General features: G+C 65.0%; 21 protein-coding genes. 15 read left to right on the top strand and 6 right to left on the bottom strand.

Features of this window, described 5'->3' with window-relative positions; translation table 11 throughout:
- The first annotated feature begins 15 nt into the window (after nucleotides 1-15).
- The 3 genes from ACZY08_RS25445 (at nucleotide 16) to ACZY08_RS25435 (ending at nucleotide 2453) form a co-directional block, all read left to right on the top strand.
- Nucleotides 16-1164, top strand: a complete 1149-nt coding sequence (locus ACZY08_RS25445) for an acyl-CoA dehydrogenase family protein (RefSeq protein ID WP_463747381.1) — start codon at nucleotides 16-18, stop codon at nucleotides 1162-1164.
- A 117-nt stretch (nucleotides 1165-1281) separates the two neighbouring features.
- Complete coding sequence (locus tag ACZY08_RS25440; protein WP_463747380.1) at nucleotides 1282-1935, top strand: TetR/AcrR family transcriptional regulator; 654 nt, start codon at nucleotides 1282-1284, stop codon at nucleotides 1933-1935.
- Between the two features lie 14 nt (nucleotides 1936-1949).
- Nucleotides 1950-2453, top strand: a complete 504-nt coding sequence (locus ACZY08_RS25435; protein ID WP_463747379.1) for a hypothetical protein — start codon at nucleotides 1950-1952, stop codon at nucleotides 2451-2453.
- 175 nt (nucleotides 2454-2628) lie between these two features.
- Here the strand turns inward: ACZY08_RS25435 and ACZY08_RS25430 are convergent, their stop codons facing one another.
- The gene (locus tag ACZY08_RS25430) at nucleotides 2629-3351 is read right to left on the bottom strand and encodes an IclR family transcriptional regulator (RefSeq protein WP_463747378.1); all 723 of its coding nucleotides are present in this window, start codon (nucleotides 3349-3351) and stop codon (nucleotides 2629-2631) included.
- Between the two features lie 93 nt (nucleotides 3352-3444).
- On the opposite strand from ACZY08_RS25430, the gene ACZY08_RS25425 reads away from it, so the two are divergent.
- Nucleotides 3445-4401 (top strand): TauD/TfdA dioxygenase family protein, encoded by a 957-nt coding sequence (locus ACZY08_RS25425; protein ID WP_463747377.1) that lies wholly within the window; start codon nucleotides 3445-3447, stop codon nucleotides 4399-4401.
- A 51-nt stretch (nucleotides 4402-4452) separates the two neighbouring features.
- On the opposite strand, the gene ACZY08_RS25420 is transcribed toward ACZY08_RS25425, so the two are convergent.
- Nucleotides 4453-5280 carry an SDR family oxidoreductase gene (locus tag ACZY08_RS25420; protein ID WP_463747376.1) on the bottom strand — a complete coding sequence of 276 codons (828 nt, stop codon included), beginning with the start codon at nucleotides 5278-5280 and terminating at the stop codon, nucleotides 4453-4455.
- 122 nt (nucleotides 5281-5402) lie between these two features.
- On the opposite strand from ACZY08_RS25420, the gene ACZY08_RS25415 reads away from it, so the two are divergent.
- Nucleotides 5403-6467, top strand: a complete 1065-nt coding sequence (locus ACZY08_RS25415) for a phosphotransferase family protein (protein ID WP_463747375.1) — start codon at nucleotides 5403-5405, stop codon at nucleotides 6465-6467.
- Nucleotides 6464-7450: a DUF7065 domain-containing protein gene (locus ACZY08_RS25410; RefSeq protein ID WP_463747374.1), complete on the top strand. Its 987-nt coding sequence runs from the start codon at nucleotides 6464-6466 to the stop codon at nucleotides 7448-7450. Before ACZY08_RS25415 ends, ACZY08_RS25410 begins: the two co-directional genes overlap by 4 nt.
- A gap of 34 nt (nucleotides 7451-7484) precedes the next feature.
- Here the strand turns inward: ACZY08_RS25410 and ACZY08_RS25405 are convergent, their stop codons facing one another.
- Together ACZY08_RS25405 and ACZY08_RS25400 are read right to left on the bottom strand one after the other, a co-directional pair.
- Nucleotides 7485-7901, bottom strand: a complete 417-nt coding sequence (locus tag ACZY08_RS25405; RefSeq protein ID WP_463747373.1) for a VOC family protein — start codon at nucleotides 7899-7901, stop codon at nucleotides 7485-7487.
- Between the two features lie 10 nt (nucleotides 7902-7911).
- Nucleotides 7912-9096: a cytochrome P450 gene (locus ACZY08_RS25400; RefSeq protein WP_463747372.1), complete on the bottom strand. Its 1185-nt coding sequence runs from the start codon at nucleotides 9094-9096 to the stop codon at nucleotides 7912-7914.
- Nucleotides 9097-9476: 380 nt separating this feature from the next.
- On the opposite strand from ACZY08_RS25400, the gene ACZY08_RS25395 reads away from it, so the two are divergent.
- From ACZY08_RS25395 to ACZY08_RS25355, 9 genes are read left to right on the top strand one after another with little or no spacing between them, the layout of a single operon-like run.
- Nucleotides 9477-10922, top strand: coding sequence for an amidohydrolase family protein (locus ACZY08_RS25395; protein WP_463747371.1), 1446 nt, complete (start codon nucleotides 9477-9479; stop codon nucleotides 10920-10922).
- Between the two features lie 53 nt (nucleotides 10923-10975).
- Nucleotides 10976-11830, top strand: coding sequence for a phytanoyl-CoA dioxygenase family protein (locus tag ACZY08_RS25390; protein WP_463747370.1), 855 nt, complete (start codon nucleotides 10976-10978; stop codon nucleotides 11828-11830).
- Between the two features lie 11 nt (nucleotides 11831-11841).
- On the top strand, nucleotides 11842-12375 hold the full coding sequence (locus tag ACZY08_RS25385; RefSeq protein ID WP_463747369.1) for a VOC family protein: 534 nt from the start codon (nucleotides 11842-11844) through the stop codon (nucleotides 12373-12375).
- A 14-nt stretch (nucleotides 12376-12389) separates the two neighbouring features.
- Nucleotides 12390-14078, top strand: coding sequence for a class I adenylate-forming enzyme family protein (locus ACZY08_RS25380; RefSeq protein WP_463747368.1), 1689 nt, complete (start codon nucleotides 12390-12392; stop codon nucleotides 14076-14078).
- A gap of 23 nt (nucleotides 14079-14101) precedes the next feature.
- On the top strand, nucleotides 14102-15088 hold the full coding sequence (locus ACZY08_RS25375; RefSeq protein WP_463747367.1) for an enoyl-CoA hydratase/isomerase family protein: 987 nt from the start codon (nucleotides 14102-14104) through the stop codon (nucleotides 15086-15088).
- Between the two features lie 11 nt (nucleotides 15089-15099).
- Complete coding sequence (locus ACZY08_RS25370; protein ID WP_463747366.1) at nucleotides 15100-16383, top strand: amidohydrolase family protein; 1284 nt, start codon at nucleotides 15100-15102, stop codon at nucleotides 16381-16383.
- 20 nt (nucleotides 16384-16403) lie between these two features.
- Nucleotides 16404-17123: an SDR family oxidoreductase gene (locus tag ACZY08_RS25365; RefSeq protein ID WP_463747365.1), complete on the top strand. Its 720-nt coding sequence runs from the start codon at nucleotides 16404-16406 to the stop codon at nucleotides 17121-17123.
- Between the two features lie 41 nt (nucleotides 17124-17164).
- The gene (locus ACZY08_RS25360; RefSeq protein ID WP_463747364.1) at nucleotides 17165-18385 is read left to right on the top strand and encodes a cytochrome P450; all 1221 of its coding nucleotides are present in this window, start codon (nucleotides 17165-17167) and stop codon (nucleotides 18383-18385) included.
- 38 nt (nucleotides 18386-18423) lie between these two features.
- On the top strand, nucleotides 18424-18810 hold the full coding sequence (locus tag ACZY08_RS25355) for a limonene-1,2-epoxide hydrolase family protein (RefSeq protein WP_463747363.1): 387 nt from the start codon (nucleotides 18424-18426) through the stop codon (nucleotides 18808-18810).
- Here the strand turns inward: ACZY08_RS25355 and ACZY08_RS25350 are convergent.
- Both ACZY08_RS25350 and ACZY08_RS25345 read right to left on the bottom strand, forming a co-directional pair.
- Nucleotides 18767-19768: an NADPH:quinone oxidoreductase family protein gene (locus tag ACZY08_RS25350; protein WP_463747362.1), complete on the bottom strand. Its 1002-nt coding sequence runs from the start codon at nucleotides 19766-19768 to the stop codon at nucleotides 18767-18769. The two genes, ACZY08_RS25355 and ACZY08_RS25350, sit on opposite strands and share 44 nt — an antisense overlap.
- Nucleotides 19765-20754 (bottom strand): phosphotransferase family protein, encoded by a 990-nt coding sequence (locus ACZY08_RS25345; RefSeq protein ID WP_463747508.1) that lies wholly within the window; start codon nucleotides 20752-20754, stop codon nucleotides 19765-19767. Before ACZY08_RS25345 ends, ACZY08_RS25350 begins: the two co-directional genes overlap by 4 nt.
- Nucleotides 20755-20779: the final 25 nt, after the last annotated feature.

Here is a 20779-nt window from a genome sequence, read left to right as displayed (position 1 = left end):
TATCAGGGAGAAGTAGTGCAACGCAATCTGTTCACCGAGGACCACGAGGCATTCCGTGCGCTCGCCCGCGATTTCATCGAAAAGGAAGTCGTCCCCGCCTATCCCGAGTGGGAGAAGGGCGGACGCATGCCCCGTGACGTGTTCAAGCACATGGGTGAACTCGGCATGCTCGGTATGGCGATCCCCGAGGAGTACGGCGGCGCGGGTATCGACGACTACCGGTACAACGTCGTTCTCCAGGAGGAGGCGGCCCGGGCGCTGGTGACGCTGTCCACGGTACGCACGCAGCTCGAGGTCATCCTGCCGTACTTCCTGCACTATGCGAACGACGAGCAGCGGCAGCGCTGGTTCCCCGGGCTGGCCGCGGGAACGCTGCTGACCGCGGTCGCGATGACCGAGCCCGGGACCGGTTCGGACCTGGCCGGCATGCGCACCACAGCGGTTCGTGACGGTGACGAGTACGTGCTCAACGGCGCCAAGACGTTCATCACCGGCGGCATCCAGGCCGACCTGGTGGTCGTGGTGGCGCGGACGTCCACCGACCCGGAGAACCGCCGCAAGGGGCTGACACTGCTGGTCGTCGAAGACGGCATGGCGGGGTTTGAGCGGGGCCGTGAGCTGGAGAAGATGGGCTGCAAGGTGCAGGACACCGCGGAGCTGTCGTTCACCGACGTCCGGGTGCCCGTGGCCAACGTGCTGGGGGAGGAGGGTGAGGCCTTCAGCTACCTCGGCCACAACCTGGCACAGGAGCGCCTGACCGTGGCGGTGGGTTCGGTGGCTCAGGCCCGCTCGGCGATTGCGGCGGCGATCGGCTACACCAAGGATCGCAAGGCGTTCGGCCAGCCGGTGGCCTCATTTCAGAACACCAAATTCGAGCTGGCGGCGTGTTCGACCGAGGTGGAAGCCGCCCAGGCGATGCTGGACCGCGCGGTGGCCCTGCATGTCGACGGAGAGTTGTCCGGTGCCGATGCAGCCCGGGTGAAATTGTTCTGCACCGAGATGCAGGCGCGAGTCATCGATCGTTGCCTGCAGCTCTTCGGTGGGTACGGCTACATGATGGAGTACCCCATCGCCCGGCTCTACACGGACGCCCGGGTGGCCCGTATCTACGCCGGGACCAGCGAGGTCATGAAGGTGATCATCGCGAAGTCGTTGGGACTCTGAGGGGGCAGACCCGGCGGTTGTGACGGCCGCCGGGAAGTTCTTTCTCTGAGACCCTTGTCACAGACCGTCGAACCAACCTACTGTGTGTTCACTAGGTTGGATCGACGAAGGAGTCCGGTGGCTTCGGTTTCTGGTTTACAGGGGCAGTCTGAGGGCGCAAGGCCCTATGAGACGCTCCTGGCCAAGGGGGAAGACCGCAGGCAGCGGATACTTTCCGTGGCTGAGAAGCTGCTGGCCCGCAATGGGTGGCGCAACACGTCGCTGGCACAGATCGCCCGGGAAGCCGGCGTCACACCGGCTGGTCTGCTGCACCATTTCGAGTCCAAGGAGCAACTGCTCAACGCCGTACTCGATGCGCGCGATCACGACGACGACACGCACGCGGACCGTTCCGGGGACCTTGCTCAGGAGATCAAGCGGGTGGCCGAGCGGTTCGTCCGGGCGCCCGAGTTGGTCGGCACCTTCACCGTGCTGCTGGTGGAGAACATTCAGCCCGACGCCCCACTGCACGACCGTTTGCTGAAACGGCAGCAGGCTGCGCGCGACATCGTCACGGACATCATCACCCGCGGCCAGCTCAACGGCCGTTACCGCTCTGACTTCGACGCGGCCACCAAGGCCGTGGAAATCCTGGCATTCATCAATGGAATGGAGACCTCATGGCTACTCGATCCCTCGCTCCCGTTGACGGACGTGTTCAAGGACTACGCAGAGATGCTGGGGCGGGAGATCGAGCAGCCGGGCGGCCGCAACGGGGCGGCCGGCCAGTGAGATTGGAGGACGACATGCGGTATCGGCTTGATGTGGTCGCCCCCTGCGTGGTGGACGCGGTCCGGTTCGCCGGTGGCTGGCTGGTCGATCGGGTGATGGCAGGGTGGGATGTCACGGTGCTGATCGGTGCCGACGAGGATGTCCGTCCGCTGGCGATTCTCGGGGTGGAGACCATTTCCCTGGAGTCGGTCCTGGAGTCCTGGGAGGACCGCCCGCACCCGCAGACCGTTGCAGTGGCCGCCGATCTGTTCAACGCCGATGAGCGTGTGCGCCGCGGCGTCCTCGGCGCGTTGGAGCAGGGACACACTGAAGTGACGTTGTGGGGCGACGAGTGTCCGGCCGACCTGCACGTTGACCCCGTACGTCACGAACTGTCTGCTGCCGCACGCGCTTTCAAGGCGCAGGCGCTGGCGGCGGTCAACGATCCCGAGGCCGCTCTGGTCGGAAGTACCGAGGCATTCCGATGCGGCACGATGGTCAGCCGCTCGGTGCCTGCCGATCTGATTCCGGCCAGCTGACAGCGGTCCATACCGACCACCCCGTGTACCGGTGACTCGGGGCCACGAACGGACCCGGCCCGACCTCACCGGCGACAGGGTTCGGTGACCGACTGGCCGAACTCTACGATCGTGGCGGCCGTCGCGACGCCCTTCTCGCGCGCGTATTGCGCACCGAGTTCAGGAACGGAATCGATTACGCGCGAACGTTGCGCGACACCAAATCTGCTGTCTGGCAGACCAATTCCGCCAAGTGGGGGTGGCTCGCGGGCGGCATGCGCTCGGCCGGCCCGCTGATTGCGATCGCGCCGATCGGACGACCGCCAACGTCGAACACCGGTGCCGCGATGGTCATGGAGGGCCCGTTCACTTCGTTGCTGGCGGCGTAGCCTCGGTCCCGGCACGCGTCGAGCAGGGCCAGAAATTCGGCGTCAGGTGGTTCGCCGAGCAGTTCGACCTGCCGTTCAAAGGTGAGGAATGGCAAAAGAATACGGCCGGTAGCGCTGTCGCGGGTGGGGACATTGGCGCCGATGCGCGGCGCCATCCGCAGTGGCTGTCGACTCTCCGCCACCTGAGACACCACCAGCTGCGGACCGTCCGGTTCGTTGAACATCGCAGTTTCGCCGGTTTGCGCGGCCAGTTGTTCAAGCGCCAGCTGAATCGTCTGGCGCAGGTCGGCCTTCGCGCGGGAGCTGTGGGCGATGCTGAGAATCCGCGGGGTGGTCTCCCATCGGGTCAGCTGCTCTCCGTGCGTCTGGATCCAGCCCTGCTCCGCCAGCGTCACCAGCGCACGCTGCACGGCACTCTTGTCGATCTGCAGCATCCGGGAGAGGTCGGCGACGCCGACCGGTTCATGGGCTGCCACCGCCTCGAACACGGTCAGCACACGCGCAGCGGTGGAACTGCCCTTGACGGCCATCGGCGCACCTCACTAATGTTGGATAGTGATCCACTATATCAAATAATGATACGTCGCATGTGGGTCGAGTGTCCGATGCGGGAGGAATGAGCCATGTCATCCATCCAGGTCCAGCCCCTTCGGGATGATCTGTCGTTCGGTGCGAGGGTCACCGGCATCACGCTCACGGTTCTCGAAGAACACCAAGTACGCGAGCGGCTGCGACAGGTCTTTCAGGAGCGGGGGATGATCCTTTTCGAGGAGGTCGAACCCGACGCACGGTTGCAGGTGGAGATCAGCAAGGTGTTTGGCCCGTTGAAGGACCATCCGGTTCCGACGGTGCCGCGGGCCGGGGGAGCCTTGTACCCGGGGGTCATCGAAATCGGCCAGGAGCCGCGTGAGGGCAATATCGTCGAGATCGATGGCAAGGAAGTGACCTCTTGGCTGCCTTGGCATTTCGATCACTGCTACAACAATGAACTGAACCTGGCCGGGGTGCTCCGCTGCGTGACCGGCGTCAGTGAGGGCGGCGAGACCGGATTCGCCGACGGTATCGGCCTCTACAAGCGGATGTCGCCGGCGTTGCGTCGCCAGATTGAAGAACGCAACATCGTGTACACGCTCAATCTGCGCTTCTCGGAGATGCGGTTCGGCCTGGCCGACGGATTCCGCGAGATCCAGGCGCACGCCGCCCTGCAGCGGACGATCGACTACGGCAAGCAGCTTCCCCGTGCCGTCCATCCCGCGGTATGGACGCGCACTACCGGAGAAAAGGTGCTGCACATCTCGCCGTGGATGGCCGAGGGCATCGAAGGTGATGAGACACCCGAGGGCGACGCGCTCCTCGAATCGGTATGCAAGGAGATGCTCGCCGACATCGCCCCGTACTTCCACAAATGGCGTCCCACCGACATGGTGATCTGGGACAACCTGCGCATGCTGCACGCTGTCAGTGGCCACGACCCAGACGAGCCACGCATCATGCACCGCACCACGATCCGCGGAGACTACGGTCTGGGCTACTTCGAGGGCAACGCCCAGGGCGACAAGATCCTCGAGATGACCGTCTGATCCCGCCGCGAGCGTATTTCGGCGGTGTGAGCCCGTCGCTGATCGGTGGGGTCAGGTTTGCTCGAACTGGTAATTGTCCCGCCCCGGGTCCGACACGGCGGTGACCTCCCGCAGCCATGCCGGGCTCGTCAGCACCGCCAGAACGGCCGCCGCTGCCTGCTCGACCGTCATTGCTCCGCCGGGTCCGTTCGACGGTAAGTACCCGCCGGTGGCCCACTCCTGCGCGAGCTCGGCGAGCAGTTCATGGCTCCAGCTGTCGGTGACGCCGGTCCCCAACACCGACCCGATCCGCACCGTCGTAAAGGCCAGTTCCGGGTGTTCGTGCTGCCAGGCGGTGACCATCGTCTCGAGTGCCGCCTTGCTGGCGGCATACACACCCATGCCGGGCAGCGGGCGCGGCACCGAGGAGGCGCTGAGGTAGACCGCCCGCCCTTTGGATGCCAACAGATGCGGCAGAGCCGCACGGGTCACCGCCGCTGCGCCGTACACGTTGGTGCCGAAAGTGTTGTTCCAGGTGTCATGCGAGGCATCATCGAGCCTCGTGAGCACGTCGATCGCGGTGGCGTACACGAGGTGGTCCAGCCCGCCCCATGCTTTCACGACCGCCTCGACGGCGCGGATGCATTGGGCTTCGTCCCTCACGTCGCATTCGATGGCGAGGTGGCTGTCACCCGGCGCCTCGGCCACCGCCTCCCTGAGTTGATCTACCCGGCGGGCCGCGAATGCCACCGTGGCACCGGCGGCGACCGCCTGCAAACCGACTTGCCGTCCGATGCCGGAGGATGCGCCGACCACGAGGATCCGGGACCCCGCCAGTGGTTTCACAGTCGTCCTTCCCTCGTGTCGGGACGACACGCTCGACAGCACCTTCCGTGCCATCAAACCTGATGTATCGATGACCTGTAGACACATTGCAAAATTTGTATACGCTGACGCTGCGTGTCAGTGGGGACACGTCGGCGCCGGGTTGTCCTCGGTGCCGTCGCCGGACGGGATGGCAGATGGACGACGAGCAACTGGTGCCTCGACTCGAGGCTTGGCTGGAGCAACGACTCGGCGGCCCGGTCACGGTGAGCATGCACGACCGGCCGGGGAGCGGATTTTCCGCCGACAATCTCGTCTTCTCCGCCACCGTCATGGGCCGCGCCAGCAAGCAGGTCCTGCGGCGCGAAAGCGCCGAGGACTCACCGTATCCCGAGCAGGCACCCGGTATCGGCACCGGTGTCGCCCTGCAGTCAACGGTCATGCGCGCGCTTGCGGATGTGCTGCCGGTGGCAGCCGGTGTCGAATTCGAGCCCGACCCAAGCATTCTGGGTGTGCCATTTCTGGTGATGGACTTCGTCGACGGCGTCGTCCCGGTCGAGGTCCCGCCGTGCACGGCGGAGGGTTTCTACGCCGTGGCCGCGCCGGAGTTTCGCCGCACCGTGGTCCGGTCCGGCCTCGACGCGCTGGCCCGGTTGCACACCGCGCCCTGGCGGGAGTCGGGCCTGTCGATGCTCGACGACGGATCGGCTCGGCCGGGGGCGCAGCGGCAGCTGGCCCTGTGGGAGGCGCAGTTGCGGCAGGGCCTGCGAGGGCGCCGCGCCGATGTCTTCGACCGGGCGTCGGAGGTGTTGCACTCGACTCTGCCGTCGGCCCCCGAAGACGTCGTACTGCTCTGGGGTGACGCCAGACCGGGCAACATCATCTGGGACCGCACTGCGGGTACACCGTTGTGCCTCACCGACTTCGAAGGTGTGGCGGTAGGGGAGCGCGAACTGGACCTGGGCTGGTGGTTGATGGCCGACCGGTGGATGCACGAAGGCTCCGATATGACGCGCCTGGACGGCGAGCCCACCCGCGCCGAGCAGGTGGCTCATTACGAGCGTAGAGCCGGGACTTCGGTGCGACAGTTGTCCTGGTACGAGCTGTTCGCGGCCTATCGTTTCGCATCGACGGTGGTTTCTGTGATGAACCGCTGGGAGCAATCCGGCGCTGTGCCGTCCGACCACACCATTTGGCGGGACAATCCGGCGACGGCACTCGTCGCGGCAATACTCGACGAACATGCGCAGGCGCGGGCATGACGACTGGACCGTACGCGGCGACCGACGACGAGTTCCATCCGCCGACGGACCCCGCTGACCCGGAATGGAGCGAAACCTGCTGGTTCACCTTCACTGTGCCGGAGCGCAGGCTGTCCGGACAGCTCTACCCGTTCTTCAAACCCACGCTCGGAGCGATGTCGGCCGGGGCGTACTTCTGGGACGATACCGGAGACCAGGTCTGGAACTGCCTGTACGCGAAGAACTTCTGGCACCTTCCGATGCCTGCAGAACCACTGTCCAACCTGAACGTGGCCAACGGATCGCGCTACGAGGTGCTGGAGCTGGGAAGCCGCTACCGCATCGGCTACGACGATCCCGACGGCGGCGACGAGATCCACGTCGACCTCACCTTCACCGGCACGAGTAGACCGCATCTGCTCGGTGAGAGTCACCTGGACCAGCCCGGGCGCTTCCAAGGCGAGATCGTGTTGCAGGGGGAACGAATCCCCGTGGACGCGTATGGATTCCGCGACCGGTCGTGGGGACCTCGTAGTCAGCACGGTGTGGGCATTCACGCCACACCGAGCAAGCGTGGTGGATACAGCTATGCCACGGCCTCAGAGGATGCCGGTTTCCACGCCATCACCATGGATTTCGGTGACGGCACTGCGTATGTCATCCACGGTTACCTGCTGCGCGAGGGCGTCTGGGGCAAGCTGGTCAGCGGCCGGCGCGAGGTCGTCGAGCGCGACCACGTCTCGGGTGCGCCCACGCGCGTCGCCATCAGCGCGGTCGACGAGCACGGGCGCAACGTCGAGGCCTCGGGACAGGCCCTCAACCGTCTCGGTTTCGTCATCAATCCGAACCTGTGGACATGGAACTGCCTGACCGAATGGACATGGGACGGGATCACCGCGTTCGGCGAGGACCATGACAACTGGAGCGTTGCGGGTCAACGAGAATTCAGCAGGCAGTTCTTCGCCGGCCGCCGATCGAGTGGGCTTGCGACGCGGCCGAGATGACGCGGCCGAGCGGACATTGTGCGCCGTGACCCGGTCAGCTGACCTGTTTTGCCTTTCGCTCGAACGCGTCGCGGTCCGCCTGGGGTCGCAGCGGATTCAGCGCGTAGACCACGCAGAATTCCTTGCCGGCAGGATCGGCCATGATGACCCACTTCCCGGGATGATCGACGAAGGAATCGTCGATCACCTTGGCGCCCAGAGCTTTGAGGCGTTTCACTTCGGCATCCAGATCGTCGGTGTGGATGTCGAGATGGACTCCGGCTTGGCCGGAGTGCACATTCTGGACCACGACGCGGAAATCCTCCGACGCACCTTGGAGGATGCAGTAGTCGGGGGCTTGCCGTGGACGGTATTGCTCGGCGTCGAGAGCTCCGGCCCAGAAATCGGCCGTTGCGCCTTGGGCGTCGGACGGAGCGTCGATGATGAGGGTGCTCAGAAGGATGCGATGCATCTGAGCGTCCCTACCCGGAAATGAAGGTCGGCATCGCGGCCCAGCCTCGGACCGCTGCGGTTTCCGACGGCACCGTGTTCTCCCAGTCGACCTCCCACTCGGGGAAGCGCTTGAGGATCTCCTCCAACGCGATGCGGCCTTCGAGTCGGGCCAGGGCGTTACCCATGCAGAAGTGCGTTCCTGCGCCAAAGGTCATGTGCGCGTGCTGTTCCCGGTGGATGTCAAAGACATCACCATCAGGCGCAAACCGGCGGTGGTCGCGATTGGCCGCGCCGACCAGCATCAGCATCGCCGACCCCTCCGGCACGGTCCGGCCGTAGTACTCCACGTCGCGGGTGACGTAGCGCGCGATCTGCAGGGCCGGTGGCTCCCACCGCAGGATCTCTTCGATCGCCTGGGGGATGAGCCCTGGGTTCGCCACCAGGTCGCGGCGTTGATCCGGGTATTCGGCCAGCGTCTTGCCGGCCCAGCCGATCAGTCGGGTGGTGGTTTCTGAGCCGGCGGTGGCGATGACGGTCAGGTAGAGCAGCAGCTCGTCGCGGCGCAACTTGCGCACCGTGCCGGTCTCGTCTTCGAACTCGGCGTTGAGCAGGTCGGTCATGATGTCGTCGTAGGGGTGCTCAGCGCGCCAGTCGATGAACTCGGCGAACACCTCACCGGTCGCCAGTGCGTCGACCGTCTGGCCCTGCAGGATCTCCTCACCGTGGTCGGTGATCTGTCGCTGCCGTTCCTCGGGGATGCCCAACAGCATGCCGATGACACGCATGGGCATCTGCTCGCCGAGATCGTTGACGAAGTCGAAGCGGTCCCCTCCGACGAGCGGATCAAGGCAGCGGGCAGTGAACTCGCGGATCTGAGGTTCCAGGGCCAGCACCTTGCGCGGGGTGAACATCCGCGACAGCAGATTGCGATGGATGTTGTGGATCGGCGGGTCCTCGAAAATCAATGTCCCCGGGGGGATTTCCATCCCGGACTTGATGATCTCCAGTACGGCTCCCCGGCCGGAGATGAACGTCTCGTGGTCGATGACCGCCTTGTTGACGTCGTCGTAGCGGCTCAGTGCATAGAAGTCGTGCTGCTCGTTGTAGTACAGCGGGGCTTCTTCCCTCATCCGGGCGAACACCGAATACGGGTTCATGTTGAGGTCGACGCTGTAAGGGTCGTAGTACAGATCGGCAGCGGCCGGTGCGGTCATGACTGCTTCACCGGTACGAGCGTTTGCCGACGGTGTTGTGATGTGGGCACGGGTGATCTCCTGGAGGGATTGAAAGTGCTGAGCACCTGCCTAGCAGACGAGCGGTCGCCCGGTCAAGGAATCGGGCGGATTGGGGCCCAGATCAGTCTGGTGCGCAACGTATTCCACCGCGGGTTGGGGCGACGCGAGCGGTAAGCCAAGCTCCATACCGGGGCACACTGGTTCCGTCAATGCTTGCCACGCTGGTGCAAAAACGCAACACCGTTGCAAAAATCGCACGATGGTGCTTAACATCTCCCCAACGAACCGCCCGAAACGCGAGCTCTCTGGCTCCGCGTCGGATCACATCTGCCCACCCGCGTGATGACCAAGGGGAAGATATGTCGCAAGATCAGTCCGGTTCCGTCGCCACCGATTCCGATGGGCGGCCTTACGTCACGGTGTCGATCGACAGCCATGTCGGCCCGTCGGTCAAAGACCAGCTGCGCCCGTACTGCGACGCGAAGTACCTCGACGAGTTCGACCGCTTCGTAAACGAGATGGAGAGCCAGGGCCTCTTGTCGTGGCGGTCGTCGGAGGCGAACTCCGGCGGGAAGCAGAGCTGGTCACTGGGGAAGTCGCAGGCTGAACGAGGTAAGGCCCAAGCCGAAAAGGCGCCGGCCACTCAGGGCAGGGCCGCGGCCGAGAAGTTGGACGACGCCCAAGCCGAGAAGTTCGGGAAACAGGCCGGTATCCGCAACGCAGACCAGGTCGGTGCGCGGTTCCTGCAACGCAGCTACGAGCACAGTCTGGCGCCCGGACTGCAGGACCATGATGCGCGGATCGCCGACATGGACGAACAGGGTGTTGCCGCAGATGTCATCTTCCACGGTGGCCTCAACGGTCAATCGATCCCGTTCTCGACCACCGGGCTCATCAGCTGGGGGGATTCCGCCTACAACGATCTCGAGCGGGTCGGGGTCCGAATCTACAACCGGTGGTTGGCCGACTTCGTGTCATTGGCGCCGGAACGGCACGCCGGCATCGCGCATATCCCGATCTCCGATCTGGGCGCGTGCCCGCAGGAGATCGAGTGGGCCGCCGAGGCAGGACTGAAGGGTATCAATCTGCCCGCCCCCCGAGGCGATTTCCCGATGCTCAATGACCCTGCGTGGGAGCCTATTTGGGCCGCCTGTAACGAGACCGGAATGTCGGTGAACACGCACGGCGGCGGCGGTGAGCACTACCCGTACGAGGGTCAGGGCGCGCAGATGATGTACATGATGGAGACGCCGTTCCGGACCCGCCGAGGTCTTTGGGTGATGATCTTCAGCGGTGTGTTCGAGCGCTACCCGAACCTCAAGCTGGTGCTCACCGAGCAGTGGGTGGACTGGGCGCCGGAGGCCATGGCGAACATGGATGGTCTCTACCACGGCCCGACGGGCGCCGCGATCCGGGCCAAGCTGCCCAAGCCGCCATCGGAGTACTTCCGCCGGAACTGCTTCATCGGTGCGAGTTTCATGTCCAACGGTGAAGCCAAACTGGCGGTAGAGCACGACCTCGTCGACAACGTCATGTGGGGCGACGACTATCCGCATGCCGAGGGAACCTTCCCGGACACCCGCGAGGCCATGCGCTTCACCTTCTCCGATGTCGATCCCGATCACACGCGAAAGTTCCTGGGCGAGACCGCTCTTGATCTGTACGGCCTGGATCGCGAGAAGTTGACGAAGGTGGCCGACCGGATCGGTCCGACGGTCGATCAGGTCGCGACGCCGTACACGCTTCCCGAGGACGCCGTGGTTGGTCTCTACGCATTCCGGACCGGGCCGGGAATCTTCGTCTGATCGAAACCAGCCTGATTCAGAGCCAATTTCCCTGTCGGAGGAGGATTCCCACAATGGACGACACCACTGGTCTCAAGGCGCCGTGCCGGCTGGTCACGCCCGAGGAGGTCGCGCATCTCAATGAGCACGGGTGGGTGAAGCTCAAGCGGTTCGTCGATCCCGATGTGCTCGCCAGGATGCTCGAGCTCGCCCGGGAAAAGATGGGTGAGGACGCGGACAGCAATCCGTTGAAGGCGGGCATGGCACCGCCCACGGACGGTGAGGCCCAAGGTGTATTGGCCTACTTCAACGCCGAGCGCAGTGGTGGCCTGGGCAACCCGGTACTGCGACCGCTGATCGACGAGATCGGCAAGAGCGCAACACTGCTGTTGGGCCGACGCACCAACAGCGGCTCAGCTGTCGGGATCAGGTACTACAACGACTTCTTCGTGCCCAAGCTGCCTTCCACGAAGTCGTCCCGGCACGGCGGTAACGGAGCGACGGCGTTCCATCAGGACTACATCACCTTCGCAGTCGACCGGACCGGTGGCATGACGTTCTGGATTCCGTTGGAGCCCTACGGGCCAGAGGCCGGAACCATGTCGTTCGTCAACGGATCACACCGCGTCGGTGTGCTCGGTGACTACACCACCTATGGCGGCGCGGACGCCCTTGAGGTGTTCCCGGAGCTGCGTGACCTCGACATGAGTGAGCAGATGACGTACGAGCTGGGCGACATCACCGTGCACACCCACCTCACCATCCACGGCGCAGGAGCGAACGTGATGGACCGTCCGCGATGGGGCTATCTGCTGATAGTCCAGCCCGAAGATGTCTGCTGGAACGGATCGCCGTGCCCCAACTTCGACACCACGGACATGGCGCAGTGGACCGCCTTGAACGACGAGCGATTCCCGCTGATCGGCTGAAGGGTACGTTGTTGAACACTGTTTCACGCTTTCCCAACCGGAACTTCATGCAGGTGTGCTGGGTGGTTCCGGACCTTCGTCTCGCCATCGAATCCTGGTCCCGCAGTGCGGGAGTAGGCCCGTTCTTCTGGTTCGACGGTGTGGGTTGCGTCGAGGGTCGCCATCGGGGTGTGCCCGCCGATTTTCCGGCTGTGACCGCGGCCATCGCCTACGCGGGAGACCTGCAGATCGAGCTCGTCTGCCAGGACAACGACGAACCAGGGGTGTTCCGCGACGTCTTCGCGCGGGGACAGTCCGGCCTGCACCACATGGCATTGGTCTGTACCGACTACGAGTCCGAGCGTGACGCCTACATCGACGGGGGAGCGGCACTCGCGTTCGAGGGGCAGATCGGCAACAGCCGCACGTGTTGGGTCGACACCACTCCCGCGCTCGGGTTCATGGTGGAACTACTCGAGCCCAGCCCGGCACGTGAAGCCGGATTCGCCGCGATGCGTGCCGCCGCGCAGTCTTGGGACGGCGCCGATCCCATCACCAGGTTCTGAAGCGGACAAGGCTGATGGACGACACAGACGACATGGACGACTCTGACGACGTGGAAGACGCACCGGCTTCGACGTTCCCGCAACTGTTCGCCGAGATCGTCGCTGCGCGCGCGGACCACGACGCACTGATCTTCGCCGGGCGGACGTTCACCTACCGGGAACTCGATCAGCGTTCGGCACGAATGGCGCGCGCTCTCTTGGCGATCGGTGCTGCGAAAGGCACCCGGATCGCGCTGTTGGCGCCCGACAGCGCACTGCTGATCACCACGTTCTACGCGGCGTTGCGCATCGGTGCACTCGTCACCCCGATCAGCACGTTGACCACACCCAACGAGCTCTCCCACATCGTTCGGACCAGCGATGCACAGATTCTGATCGGGGTCCGCCGGTTCCTGACTCGTGATTACGGACATAACCTCGAAGCGGCCCTGGCGGGTCTCAGCGAGGCCAGGCCTGAGGGGCTTCGCCTGCCTGCCGCCCCGTATCTGCGGTCCGTGTGGCTGGACGACGTCGCCGGATTGCCTTGGGCCCGTTCCATCGAGGATCTGCTGGAACGAGCCGACACTCCCGACTCGCCGGACGCCGCGTTGCTGGCCGCCGTCGAGACCGAGGTAGTGCCAGGGGACGACGCATTCGTCGTCTACACGTCGGGCAGCACTGCCACACCGAAGGCCGTGGTCCACGGCCAGTGGGCAGTCGCCCGCCAGCCTCCGGTCCTGGCCACCTATTTCGACGTCCGACCCACCGATCGGACCTTGTGCCTACTGCCCGCCTTCTGGATGGGTGGCATCTCGGCGGCGCTGCAAGTGCTCAGTACCGGAAGTACATTGGTGTATTCCACCAGTCCGGACATCGATGTCGTGCTCGACACCATCGAACACCATCAGGTCACCAACATCGTGGTCTGGCACATGCTGGCCAAACTTCAGGCGGCCGCACGCGATCGTGGTATCGATCTCGACGCCGTCAAGATCACCACCGGGCCGACGTGGGACGAGAACGGTGACCCCATCCCGCGCCACCTGCAGACCCGGATGCTCGGGATGTCGGAGAGCTTCGCGCCGCACAGCGCGGAGCCGGTGAACAGGCGCCTGCCCGAGTCGAAGGCCGGTGCCGCCGGCCGTGCGGTCAACGGCATCGAACGCCGGGTGGTCGATCCGCACACCGGCGTCGAGGTGGCGCCCGGCGAGGTCGGCGAACTGCAACTGCGTGGTGGCGCGCTGATGACGGGTTTCTACAAGCTACCGCGGCACGAGGTGTTCACCGCAGACGGTTTCTTCCCGACCAGAGACCTGGTCCGGATCGATGCCGATGGTTACGCCTTCTTCGTCGGCCGGATCAGCGACATGATCAAGACCAACTCCGCCAACGTGTCTCGCCTCGAGGTGGAGGCGGCGCTGAACTCCCTGGCCGAGGTGGAGTTGTCTCTCGTCGCGGGTCTGCCTGATCCGGAACTCGGCGAAATCGTCGCGGCCGCAGTTGTTCCCGCAGCCGGCCACGAACCGGATGAGGGAGGCCTGCGGGCGGCGTTGCGCGAAACACTGTCGAGCTTCAAGATCCCGCGTCGGATCGTCTTCATCACCCACGACGACGTGCCCAGAACGCCGACCGGGAAAGTGCGGCTCTCCGAACTGACCGAACTCATCACAGCCCACCTCGCGGCGCAGGCACGGATCCATCACGTGACTGCGGCCGGCGGGTGAACACCGACAAGGAGACGCGGCACATGTCAGAGCAGGTAGAGCAAGCACAGCACAAGCAGCGGCCTTCGGCGGAAGAGATTGTGCTGTATGAGAAGAACCCGGACACCAAGATCGCCACGATCACCCTCGACCGCGCCGACGAACTCAACGCGATGACGATCGATGCCCAGCATCGCTACGCGGACCTCGTCCACAACGCCAGCATCGATGACGACGTGAAGGTGCTGGTGATCCGCGCGAACGGACCAAACCTGGGTAGCGGCGCCGATCTCACCGAACTGTTGGACACCATGGCCGGCCGCGGCGACGGCAGCATGAACCATGCGGTTCGGGTTCCCGAGGATGCGGACGTGGTCTATCCGCCGGTGGGGACCTACCGCCGCCGGGCGTCGACCGTGCAGTTCTACACCGATCCGAGCGCCGGCATGCGCAGCCTTCAGGACTTCAAGAAGATCAGCATCCTGGAGGTGCGTGGGTACTGCTACGGCTGGCACTTCTACCAGGCGGCCGACGCCGACATCGTGGTCGCGTCCGAAGATTCACTGTTCGGTCATGCCGCCTGGCGCTACGCGGGATTCGCCGCGCGGCAATGGCAGTGGTGCAACACGATGGGCGCGCGCAAGTTCATGGAGATGGTGTTCACCGGCCGGCCGTTCACCGCCAAGGAGATGTACGAGTGCAATTTCATCAACGCCGTGGTGCCTTTCGACGAGCTCGAGGCGATGACCGACAAGTACGCGCTGGCCTGTTCTCGCAGTCGTCCCACCGACACGGTGTTCGCCCAGAAGACCTTCTTCGAGATCTACAAGCAGCATCAGGGTGAATACATGGGCAGTATCGTCGCCGGCCTCCTGGAGTCCACCCTCGATCAGCTCCGGCCCGACCCCGACACCAGGGGCATGGAACTGGATTCGGAGACGCTGGAAAACCTGACCGACACGGTGAAGGACAACGACAGTCAGTTTCCCCCGGACTGGCGCCTGAGCCGGCGGGGCCGGGCTGCCCGCTAGGAGATCCAGACATGTTGGTGATCACCAATGCCAAGGTCTTCGACGGCCGCACACTGCTTTCCGGCCTGCGTAGTGTCACGCTCGACGGCAACACCATCGCCGCGATCGATGCCCCGCCCGCCGCGGCCGACGAGGTGATCGACGCTGCGGGCATGACCCTGATGCCGGGCCTCATCAGCAGCCATCTGCACCCGGACTTCTACAAGTTCGACATCGCCGACAGCGACCGGCTCGGCAAGGAACGCCCGCCGGGGGTTCTGATGGCGATCGGCGTCCGCACCTGCCGGGTGCTGTTGGAGAGCGGGTTCACCGGATACTCGGGCGCCTCCTGCTCCAACGACATCGACGCGCAACTCAAGATGGCCATCGACGAAGACATCATCCCGGGCCCACGGATCCGCGCGTGCGGGCACCATCTCGGTACCACGGGTGACATGAATAACGGCGGCCGATGGTGGAAGCCCTACCAGACACCGGGAACCGATGTCTGTGCCGACGGTCCCGATGCGCTGCGCAGGCTGGTGCGCCAGGAGATCAACCGCGGTGCCGAAACCATCAAGATCTTCGCCAGTGCCGGCCACGGCCAGCCGAACCGGACCACCCGCAACATGTCGCGTGACGAGATCGCCGCGATCATCGACACCGCCCACGAACGCGGCGCCAAGGTTCGTGCGCACGTCGCCGACAAGGCGATGATCATGGAGTGCATCGAACTCGGCCTCGACGTCGTCGACCACGGCGACGAGGTCGATGCGGAAGTCATCGCGGCCATGGTGGAGGCGGGAACCTTCTGGGTGCCGAGCCTGATCTTTCTCCGCAGTGTGCTCGAGCTCGGCCTCGGCGAGAACCTCGGTGTGCGCCGCGAGCAGTACGACCATGTCCGCGCCACGCTGCCGGCGGCCCAGGAAGCCGGCGTGCGCATCCTCATCGGAGACGATTACAGCGGGGTCTTCCGCGACATGATGGACGACGATCCGCTGGACCATCAGGTCGGAAACTACGGTCGCGAGTTCGCGTACTACGGCCAGATCGACGGCCTTTCGCCGGAAGTTGTGCTCAGCTGGGGCACCCTCAACGCCGGTCAGCTGCTGGTGGATTCGCCGGCGCGGGTGGGAGTGATCGAGCCCGGCGCCCTGGCGGACTTGATCATCGTCGACGGCGATCCCGTCGCCGACCTCTCGTTGCTCGCCCGTCCCGCCGAAGCCCTGCGCGCCGTCATCCGCGACGGCGCGGTGGTGATCGACCGGATGAGCGAGCGCGTGCACTCCAGAAACGAGGAACTGTGTCCACAGTGACAGATCAAAAGGTTGTTTTCGTGACCGGTGCGGGTTCCGGGATCGGACGGGCCGCAGCAGAGGCGTTCGCCCGCCGCGGCTACGCGGTGGCGCTCGGAGACGTCGACGAGGAGGCCGGCGCCAAGGTCGAGGCGGAGCTGAACCATTGGGGGACAGCGACGTTCATCCCATGCGATGTGACCGACGACGCACTCGTCGCCGATGCCGTGGCCCGAACCGTCGCGACGTACGGTCGCCTCGATGCGGCGTTCAACTCCGCGGGTGTCGACGGCGAGCACGGCAAGCTGACCGCCGAAGGCACCATGGAGAACTGGAACCGGGTGATCGCCGTCGATCTGACCGGGACGTGGTCGTGCATGCGCTACCAGATTCCGGCGATCATCGAGACGGGCGGCGGCGCCATCGTCAATTGCGCTTCGGTGGCCGGGTTACGTGCCGCGCCGACCGTGTCGGCCTACACCGCGGCCAAACACGGTGTCGTCGGGTTGACCAAAGTGGCCGCGCGGGAGTACGCGAGCCAGGGCCTTCGCATCAACGCCATCTGCCCCGGCACGGTCGACACCCCGATGTTTCGCGCATCGATGTCGCCCGAGGTGATCGAAAACCTGCTCACCGCAACCCCTGTCGGCCGCCTGGCCGAGGCCGCGGAGATCGCCGACACGGCAGTGTGGCTGTGCGATGACGCCCCGGGCTACCTCACCGGCCAGGCGATCGCGGTCGATGGCGGTATGGGGGCGTGAACCGCGTCAAATCCTGCAGGCCCACCGAAGGGAACGACCAAGTGTCCAGCCAAGTGTCCACTGAGCAGTCAGTGCCCGCCGGAGATGTGTACTACGACCCGTATGACCTGGAGATCAACCGGGACCCGTACCCGACCTTCCGCAGGCTGCGGGACGAGGCACCGCTCTACCACAACGAGCGGCACGACTTCTATGCGGTGAGCCGTCATGCGGATGTGGCGAAGGGACTGTCGGACCGCAACACGTTCACGTCGGGCCGCGGCAACATTCTCGAGCTGATCAAGTCGGGGATCGAGATGCCGCCGGGGCTGGTCATCTACGAGGACGCTCCCACGCACACCATCCACCGCAAGCTGGTCTCGAAGATGTTCACGCCGAAGACCGTGGCATCACTTGAGCCGAAGATCCGGGCCTTCTCCGCGGCCTGTCTCGACCCGCTGGTGGGATCGAATCGATTCGACCTCGTCGCCGAGTTCGCCGCCAAGATGCCGATGCGGGTCATCGGCATGCTGCTCGGCATCCCCGAGGAGGACCAGGAGCAGATTCGCGACCGCAGCGATGCGAACCTGCGAGTTGCCCCCGGCAAGGCCATGAAGTTCAAGCAGGACACTCTGGTTCGGGGCGGGGTGTTCGCCGAGTATCTCGATTGGCGAGTGGACAACCCGTCCGACGACATCATGAGCGAACTTCTGCACCTTGAGTTCGTCGACGAGACCGGTACGCAGCGACGACTGACCCGGGACGAGATTCTTGCCTATGTCCAGGTCGTCGCCGGTGCGGGCAATGAGACCACCACGCGGTTGATCGGCTGGACGGCCAAGGTGCTTGCCGCACAACCGGATCAGCGTCGTGAACTCGTCGAGGACCATTCGTTGATCCCCAACGCCATCGAGGAGATCCTGCGCTACGAGACGCCCGCGCCGCACATCGGTCGATATGTCGCGAGCGACGCAGAATTTCACGGTCAGACGGTTCCGGCCGGCAGCGCGATCCTTTTCGTGGCCGGTGCGGCGAATCGTGACGACCGGGTCTATGCCGACCCGGACCGCTTCGACATCCACCGCAAGGTTTCGTCGCCACTCACCTTCGGGATGGGGGCGCATTTCTGCCTGGGCGCGGCGCTGACCCGGCTCGAGGGGCGGATCGCGCTCGAGGAGATGCTGACCCGCTTCCCGGAATGGGACGTCGATCTCGAGGCCGCAAACCTCTCGCCCACCTCCACGGTCCGCGGCTGGGAGCAGTTGCCCATGGTGGTGGCGTGAACCACAACCTCGTTACAATTTCGGAGAAAGATGTAAATATGCTGTCACAACAAGCCGACGGGAAGACGATGACCGCTGAAGAGATCGTGCGTGCCGAGATCGCCGCATGGGGGACCAACGATGTCGACGAAATCATGAGTCACTTCGCCGAAGACGCCACCTTCGACATCGGTCCCGACTGGCCGAAACTTGCCGGCCGCGAGGCCATCCACGAGATGATGAAGGTGTTCTTCGCGGGTGGTAAGTGTGTCGACCTCAAAGTTCTGCACCTGGCCGTCGACGGCGATGTGGTGCTGATGGAGCGCACCGACTATTGGGTCGTGGATGGCAAGCAGATGAGCTGGCCGGTGATGGGCGCCTACGAAGTGAAAGACGGCAAGATCACGGCCTGGCGGGAGTACTTCTACCCGCCGAAGGAGGCCTGAGCTCGATCACGACCTTGCCGACCGCACGCCCGTCGGCGACACATCGCAGTGCGGCGGCAGTGGCATCCAGCGGATAGACCGCACCGATGTGTGGCCGCACGGCGCCGGTGACCAACAGCTCGCGTAGTTCGGCCTCATTGCGGGTGTACTCGGCGGGATCGATGTCCTGAAACTGAAATCCGAGGACGTGAATCCCTTTGACCAGGACCAGGTTCAGCGGGATGCGGGGGATGACACCCGAGGCGTAGCCGATCGTCACGAACCGGCCGCCACGGCGCAGTGACCGCAGGGCCGGCTCCGACAGGTCGCCACCGACGGGGTCGAGTACCGCGTGCGCACCGTCGGGCGACGCTTCCCGCAGCACGGCACGTAGATCACCCTTTGTGTGGTTGACGAGCTCGGCGGCGCCGTATCGTGCGGCGGTCGAGAGCTTCTCGTCTGAGGACGCCACCGCGGTCACCCGCGCGCCCAACGCCGCCGCGAGCTGCACCGCGGCCAAACCGACGCCGCCACCGGCACCGAGCACGATCACCTCGTCCCCCGAGGAGACCCGGGCCACCGACCGCAGTGCGTGATAGGCGGTGCGGTGGGCCACACCGAACGCGGCCGCGGTGCGGTCGTCCACACCGTCGGGAATCCGGGCCAGCCCGGTCGTCGGGACGCACACCTGCTCGGCAAACGCACCGAACAGTCCGGTGCCGGTAACTCGATCGCCCGCGGCGAAATCCCCAGTGTCCCCGGCCACTTCGGTGATGAGGCCGGCGAACTCGCTGCCCGGGATGAACGGCACCGGCACCGTGATCTGGTATCGGTCGGCGACCAGCAGCACGTCCGGGAAGTTCACCGCGGCCACACCGACCTGGACCCGAACCAGGCCCGGCGAGATCGGGGGAGTGGGAAGTTCCTGGACGCCAACCACTTCCGGTGGCCCGTACTCCGGGCAGACCGCGGCCTTCACCGGTAGGTGCTGGACTCGGCGAGTTCGGCGGCCGAGGCCATCAGGTCGGTCACCACCGGTCCGAAGGCCAGCAGCTTCTCGTCGTCGCCGGCTCGCTGAAAACCCTGTTCCAGCACGATCGCCAGCTTCCACTTGGCGAGCACCAGGTAGTAGTCCAGGTCGTCCACCTGGCGTCCCGATACCTCCGCATAGTGGGCCACCACGTCATCGCGCGACGGCATTCCACGCATGTCGACATAGCCCATCTCGGACGGCTCCGGGTTGTTCACGTCGGCCGGCCACGACTGCACCATCCAGGCCAGGTCGAGCTTCGGGTCGCCTACCGTACCCATCTCCCAATCCACGATCGCGGCCATCGTGGCCGGGGCGCCGTGGCGGTACATGACATTGGCGAACTGGTAGTCGCCGTGCATCAGGCCCGGTATGAAATCGAGCGGCTTGTGGGCCCGCAGCCAGGCGGTGGCGACTTCAAGGCCCGGCAGATCGCGGTTCTTGATCCGGTCGAGGAACCCGATCCAGCGGGCAACCTGACGTTCGTGAAAGCCGTCGGGCCGGCCGAGATCGCTCAGGCCCTTGGCCTGCCAATCCACCTTGGACAACAGCGCAATGCCCTCGGCCAGTTGATAGCTGAGTCCGGGGCGGAGGCTCTGGTCGGTGTCGAACGGTTCGGGCCAACGGCCATGGGTGTCCATCGGGGACCAGCCGTCGACGAAGCCCATCAGATAGAACGGCCGGCCGAGCACCTCGGGATCGGCGCACACCCCTACCGCGGCGGTGTGCGGGACCTCTGTCCCGTCGAGCGCCTCGATGATGCGCCACTCCCGCAGGATGCCCTTGTCCCGGTCCGGCGGTGCCCCGGGTGGGGGCATGCGGAGGACACAGTTGTGTTCGCCGCGGCGGATCTCGTAGATCACGTTCTGCGTTCCGCCGGAGAGGAACCGGGCTTCCAGCGGGTCCCCCTTGCCGGGCAGGCCCGCGTTGTCCATCCAATCGGCGAGGCGCGCAGTATCT

It is taken from the genome of Mycobacterium sp. IDUB_9 (assembly GCF_055419505.1).
Note: the sequence above shows the minus strand (reverse complement) of the source record. Positions and strands in the feature narration are given on the sequence as shown.

Excerpts from the sequence above, each read along its gene's own strand:
- ACZY08_RS25400 (WP_463747372.1), bottom strand. The coding sequence starts at position 9,096 with ATGACCGCACCGGCCGCTGCCGATCTGTACTACGACCCTTACAGCGTC.
- ACZY08_RS25380 (WP_463747368.1), top strand. The coding sequence starts at position 12,390 with ATGGACGACACAGACGACATGGACGACTCTGACGACGTGGAAGACGCA.
- ACZY08_RS25415 (WP_463747375.1), top strand. The coding sequence starts at position 5,403 with ATGGACGACGAGCAACTGGTGCCTCGACTCGAGGCTTGGCTGGAGCAA.
- ACZY08_RS25345 (WP_463747508.1), bottom strand. The coding sequence starts at position 20,754 with ATGGACAACGCGGGCCTGCCCGGCAAGGGGGACCCGCTGGAAGCCCGG.
- ACZY08_RS25390 (WP_463747370.1), top strand. The coding sequence starts at position 10,976 with ATGGACGACACCACTGGTCTCAAGGCGCCGTGCCGGCTGGTCACGCCC.
- ACZY08_RS25430 (WP_463747378.1), bottom strand. The coding sequence starts at position 3,351 with ATGGCCGTCAAGGGCAGTTCCACCGCTGCGCGTGTGCTGACCGTGTTC.
- ACZY08_RS25425 (WP_463747377.1), top strand. The coding sequence starts at position 3,445 with ATGTCATCCATCCAGGTCCAGCCCCTTCGGGATGATCTGTCGTTCGGT.
- ACZY08_RS25420 (WP_463747376.1), bottom strand. The coding sequence starts at position 5,280 with ATGGCACGGAAGGTGCTGTCGAGCGTGTCGTCCCGACACGAGGGAAGG.
- ACZY08_RS25405 (WP_463747373.1), bottom strand. The coding sequence starts at position 7,901 with ATGCATCGCATCCTTCTGAGCACCCTCATCATCGACGCTCCGTCCGAC.
- ACZY08_RS25375 (WP_463747367.1), top strand. The coding sequence starts at position 14,102 with ATGTCAGAGCAGGTAGAGCAAGCACAGCACAAGCAGCGGCCTTCGGCG.
- ACZY08_RS25395 (WP_463747371.1), top strand. The coding sequence starts at position 9,477 with ATGTCGCAAGATCAGTCCGGTTCCGTCGCCACCGATTCCGATGGGCGG.
- ACZY08_RS25370 (WP_463747366.1), top strand. The coding sequence starts at position 15,100 with ATGTTGGTGATCACCAATGCCAAGGTCTTCGACGGCCGCACACTGCTT.
- ACZY08_RS25410 (WP_463747374.1), top strand. The coding sequence starts at position 6,464 with ATGACGACTGGACCGTACGCGGCGACCGACGACGAGTTCCATCCGCCG.
- ACZY08_RS25435 (WP_463747379.1), top strand. The coding sequence starts at position 1,950 with ATGCGGTATCGGCTTGATGTGGTCGCCCCCTGCGTGGTGGACGCGGTC.
- ACZY08_RS25355 (WP_463747363.1), top strand. The coding sequence starts at position 18,424 with ATGCTGTCACAACAAGCCGACGGGAAGACGATGACCGCTGAAGAGATC.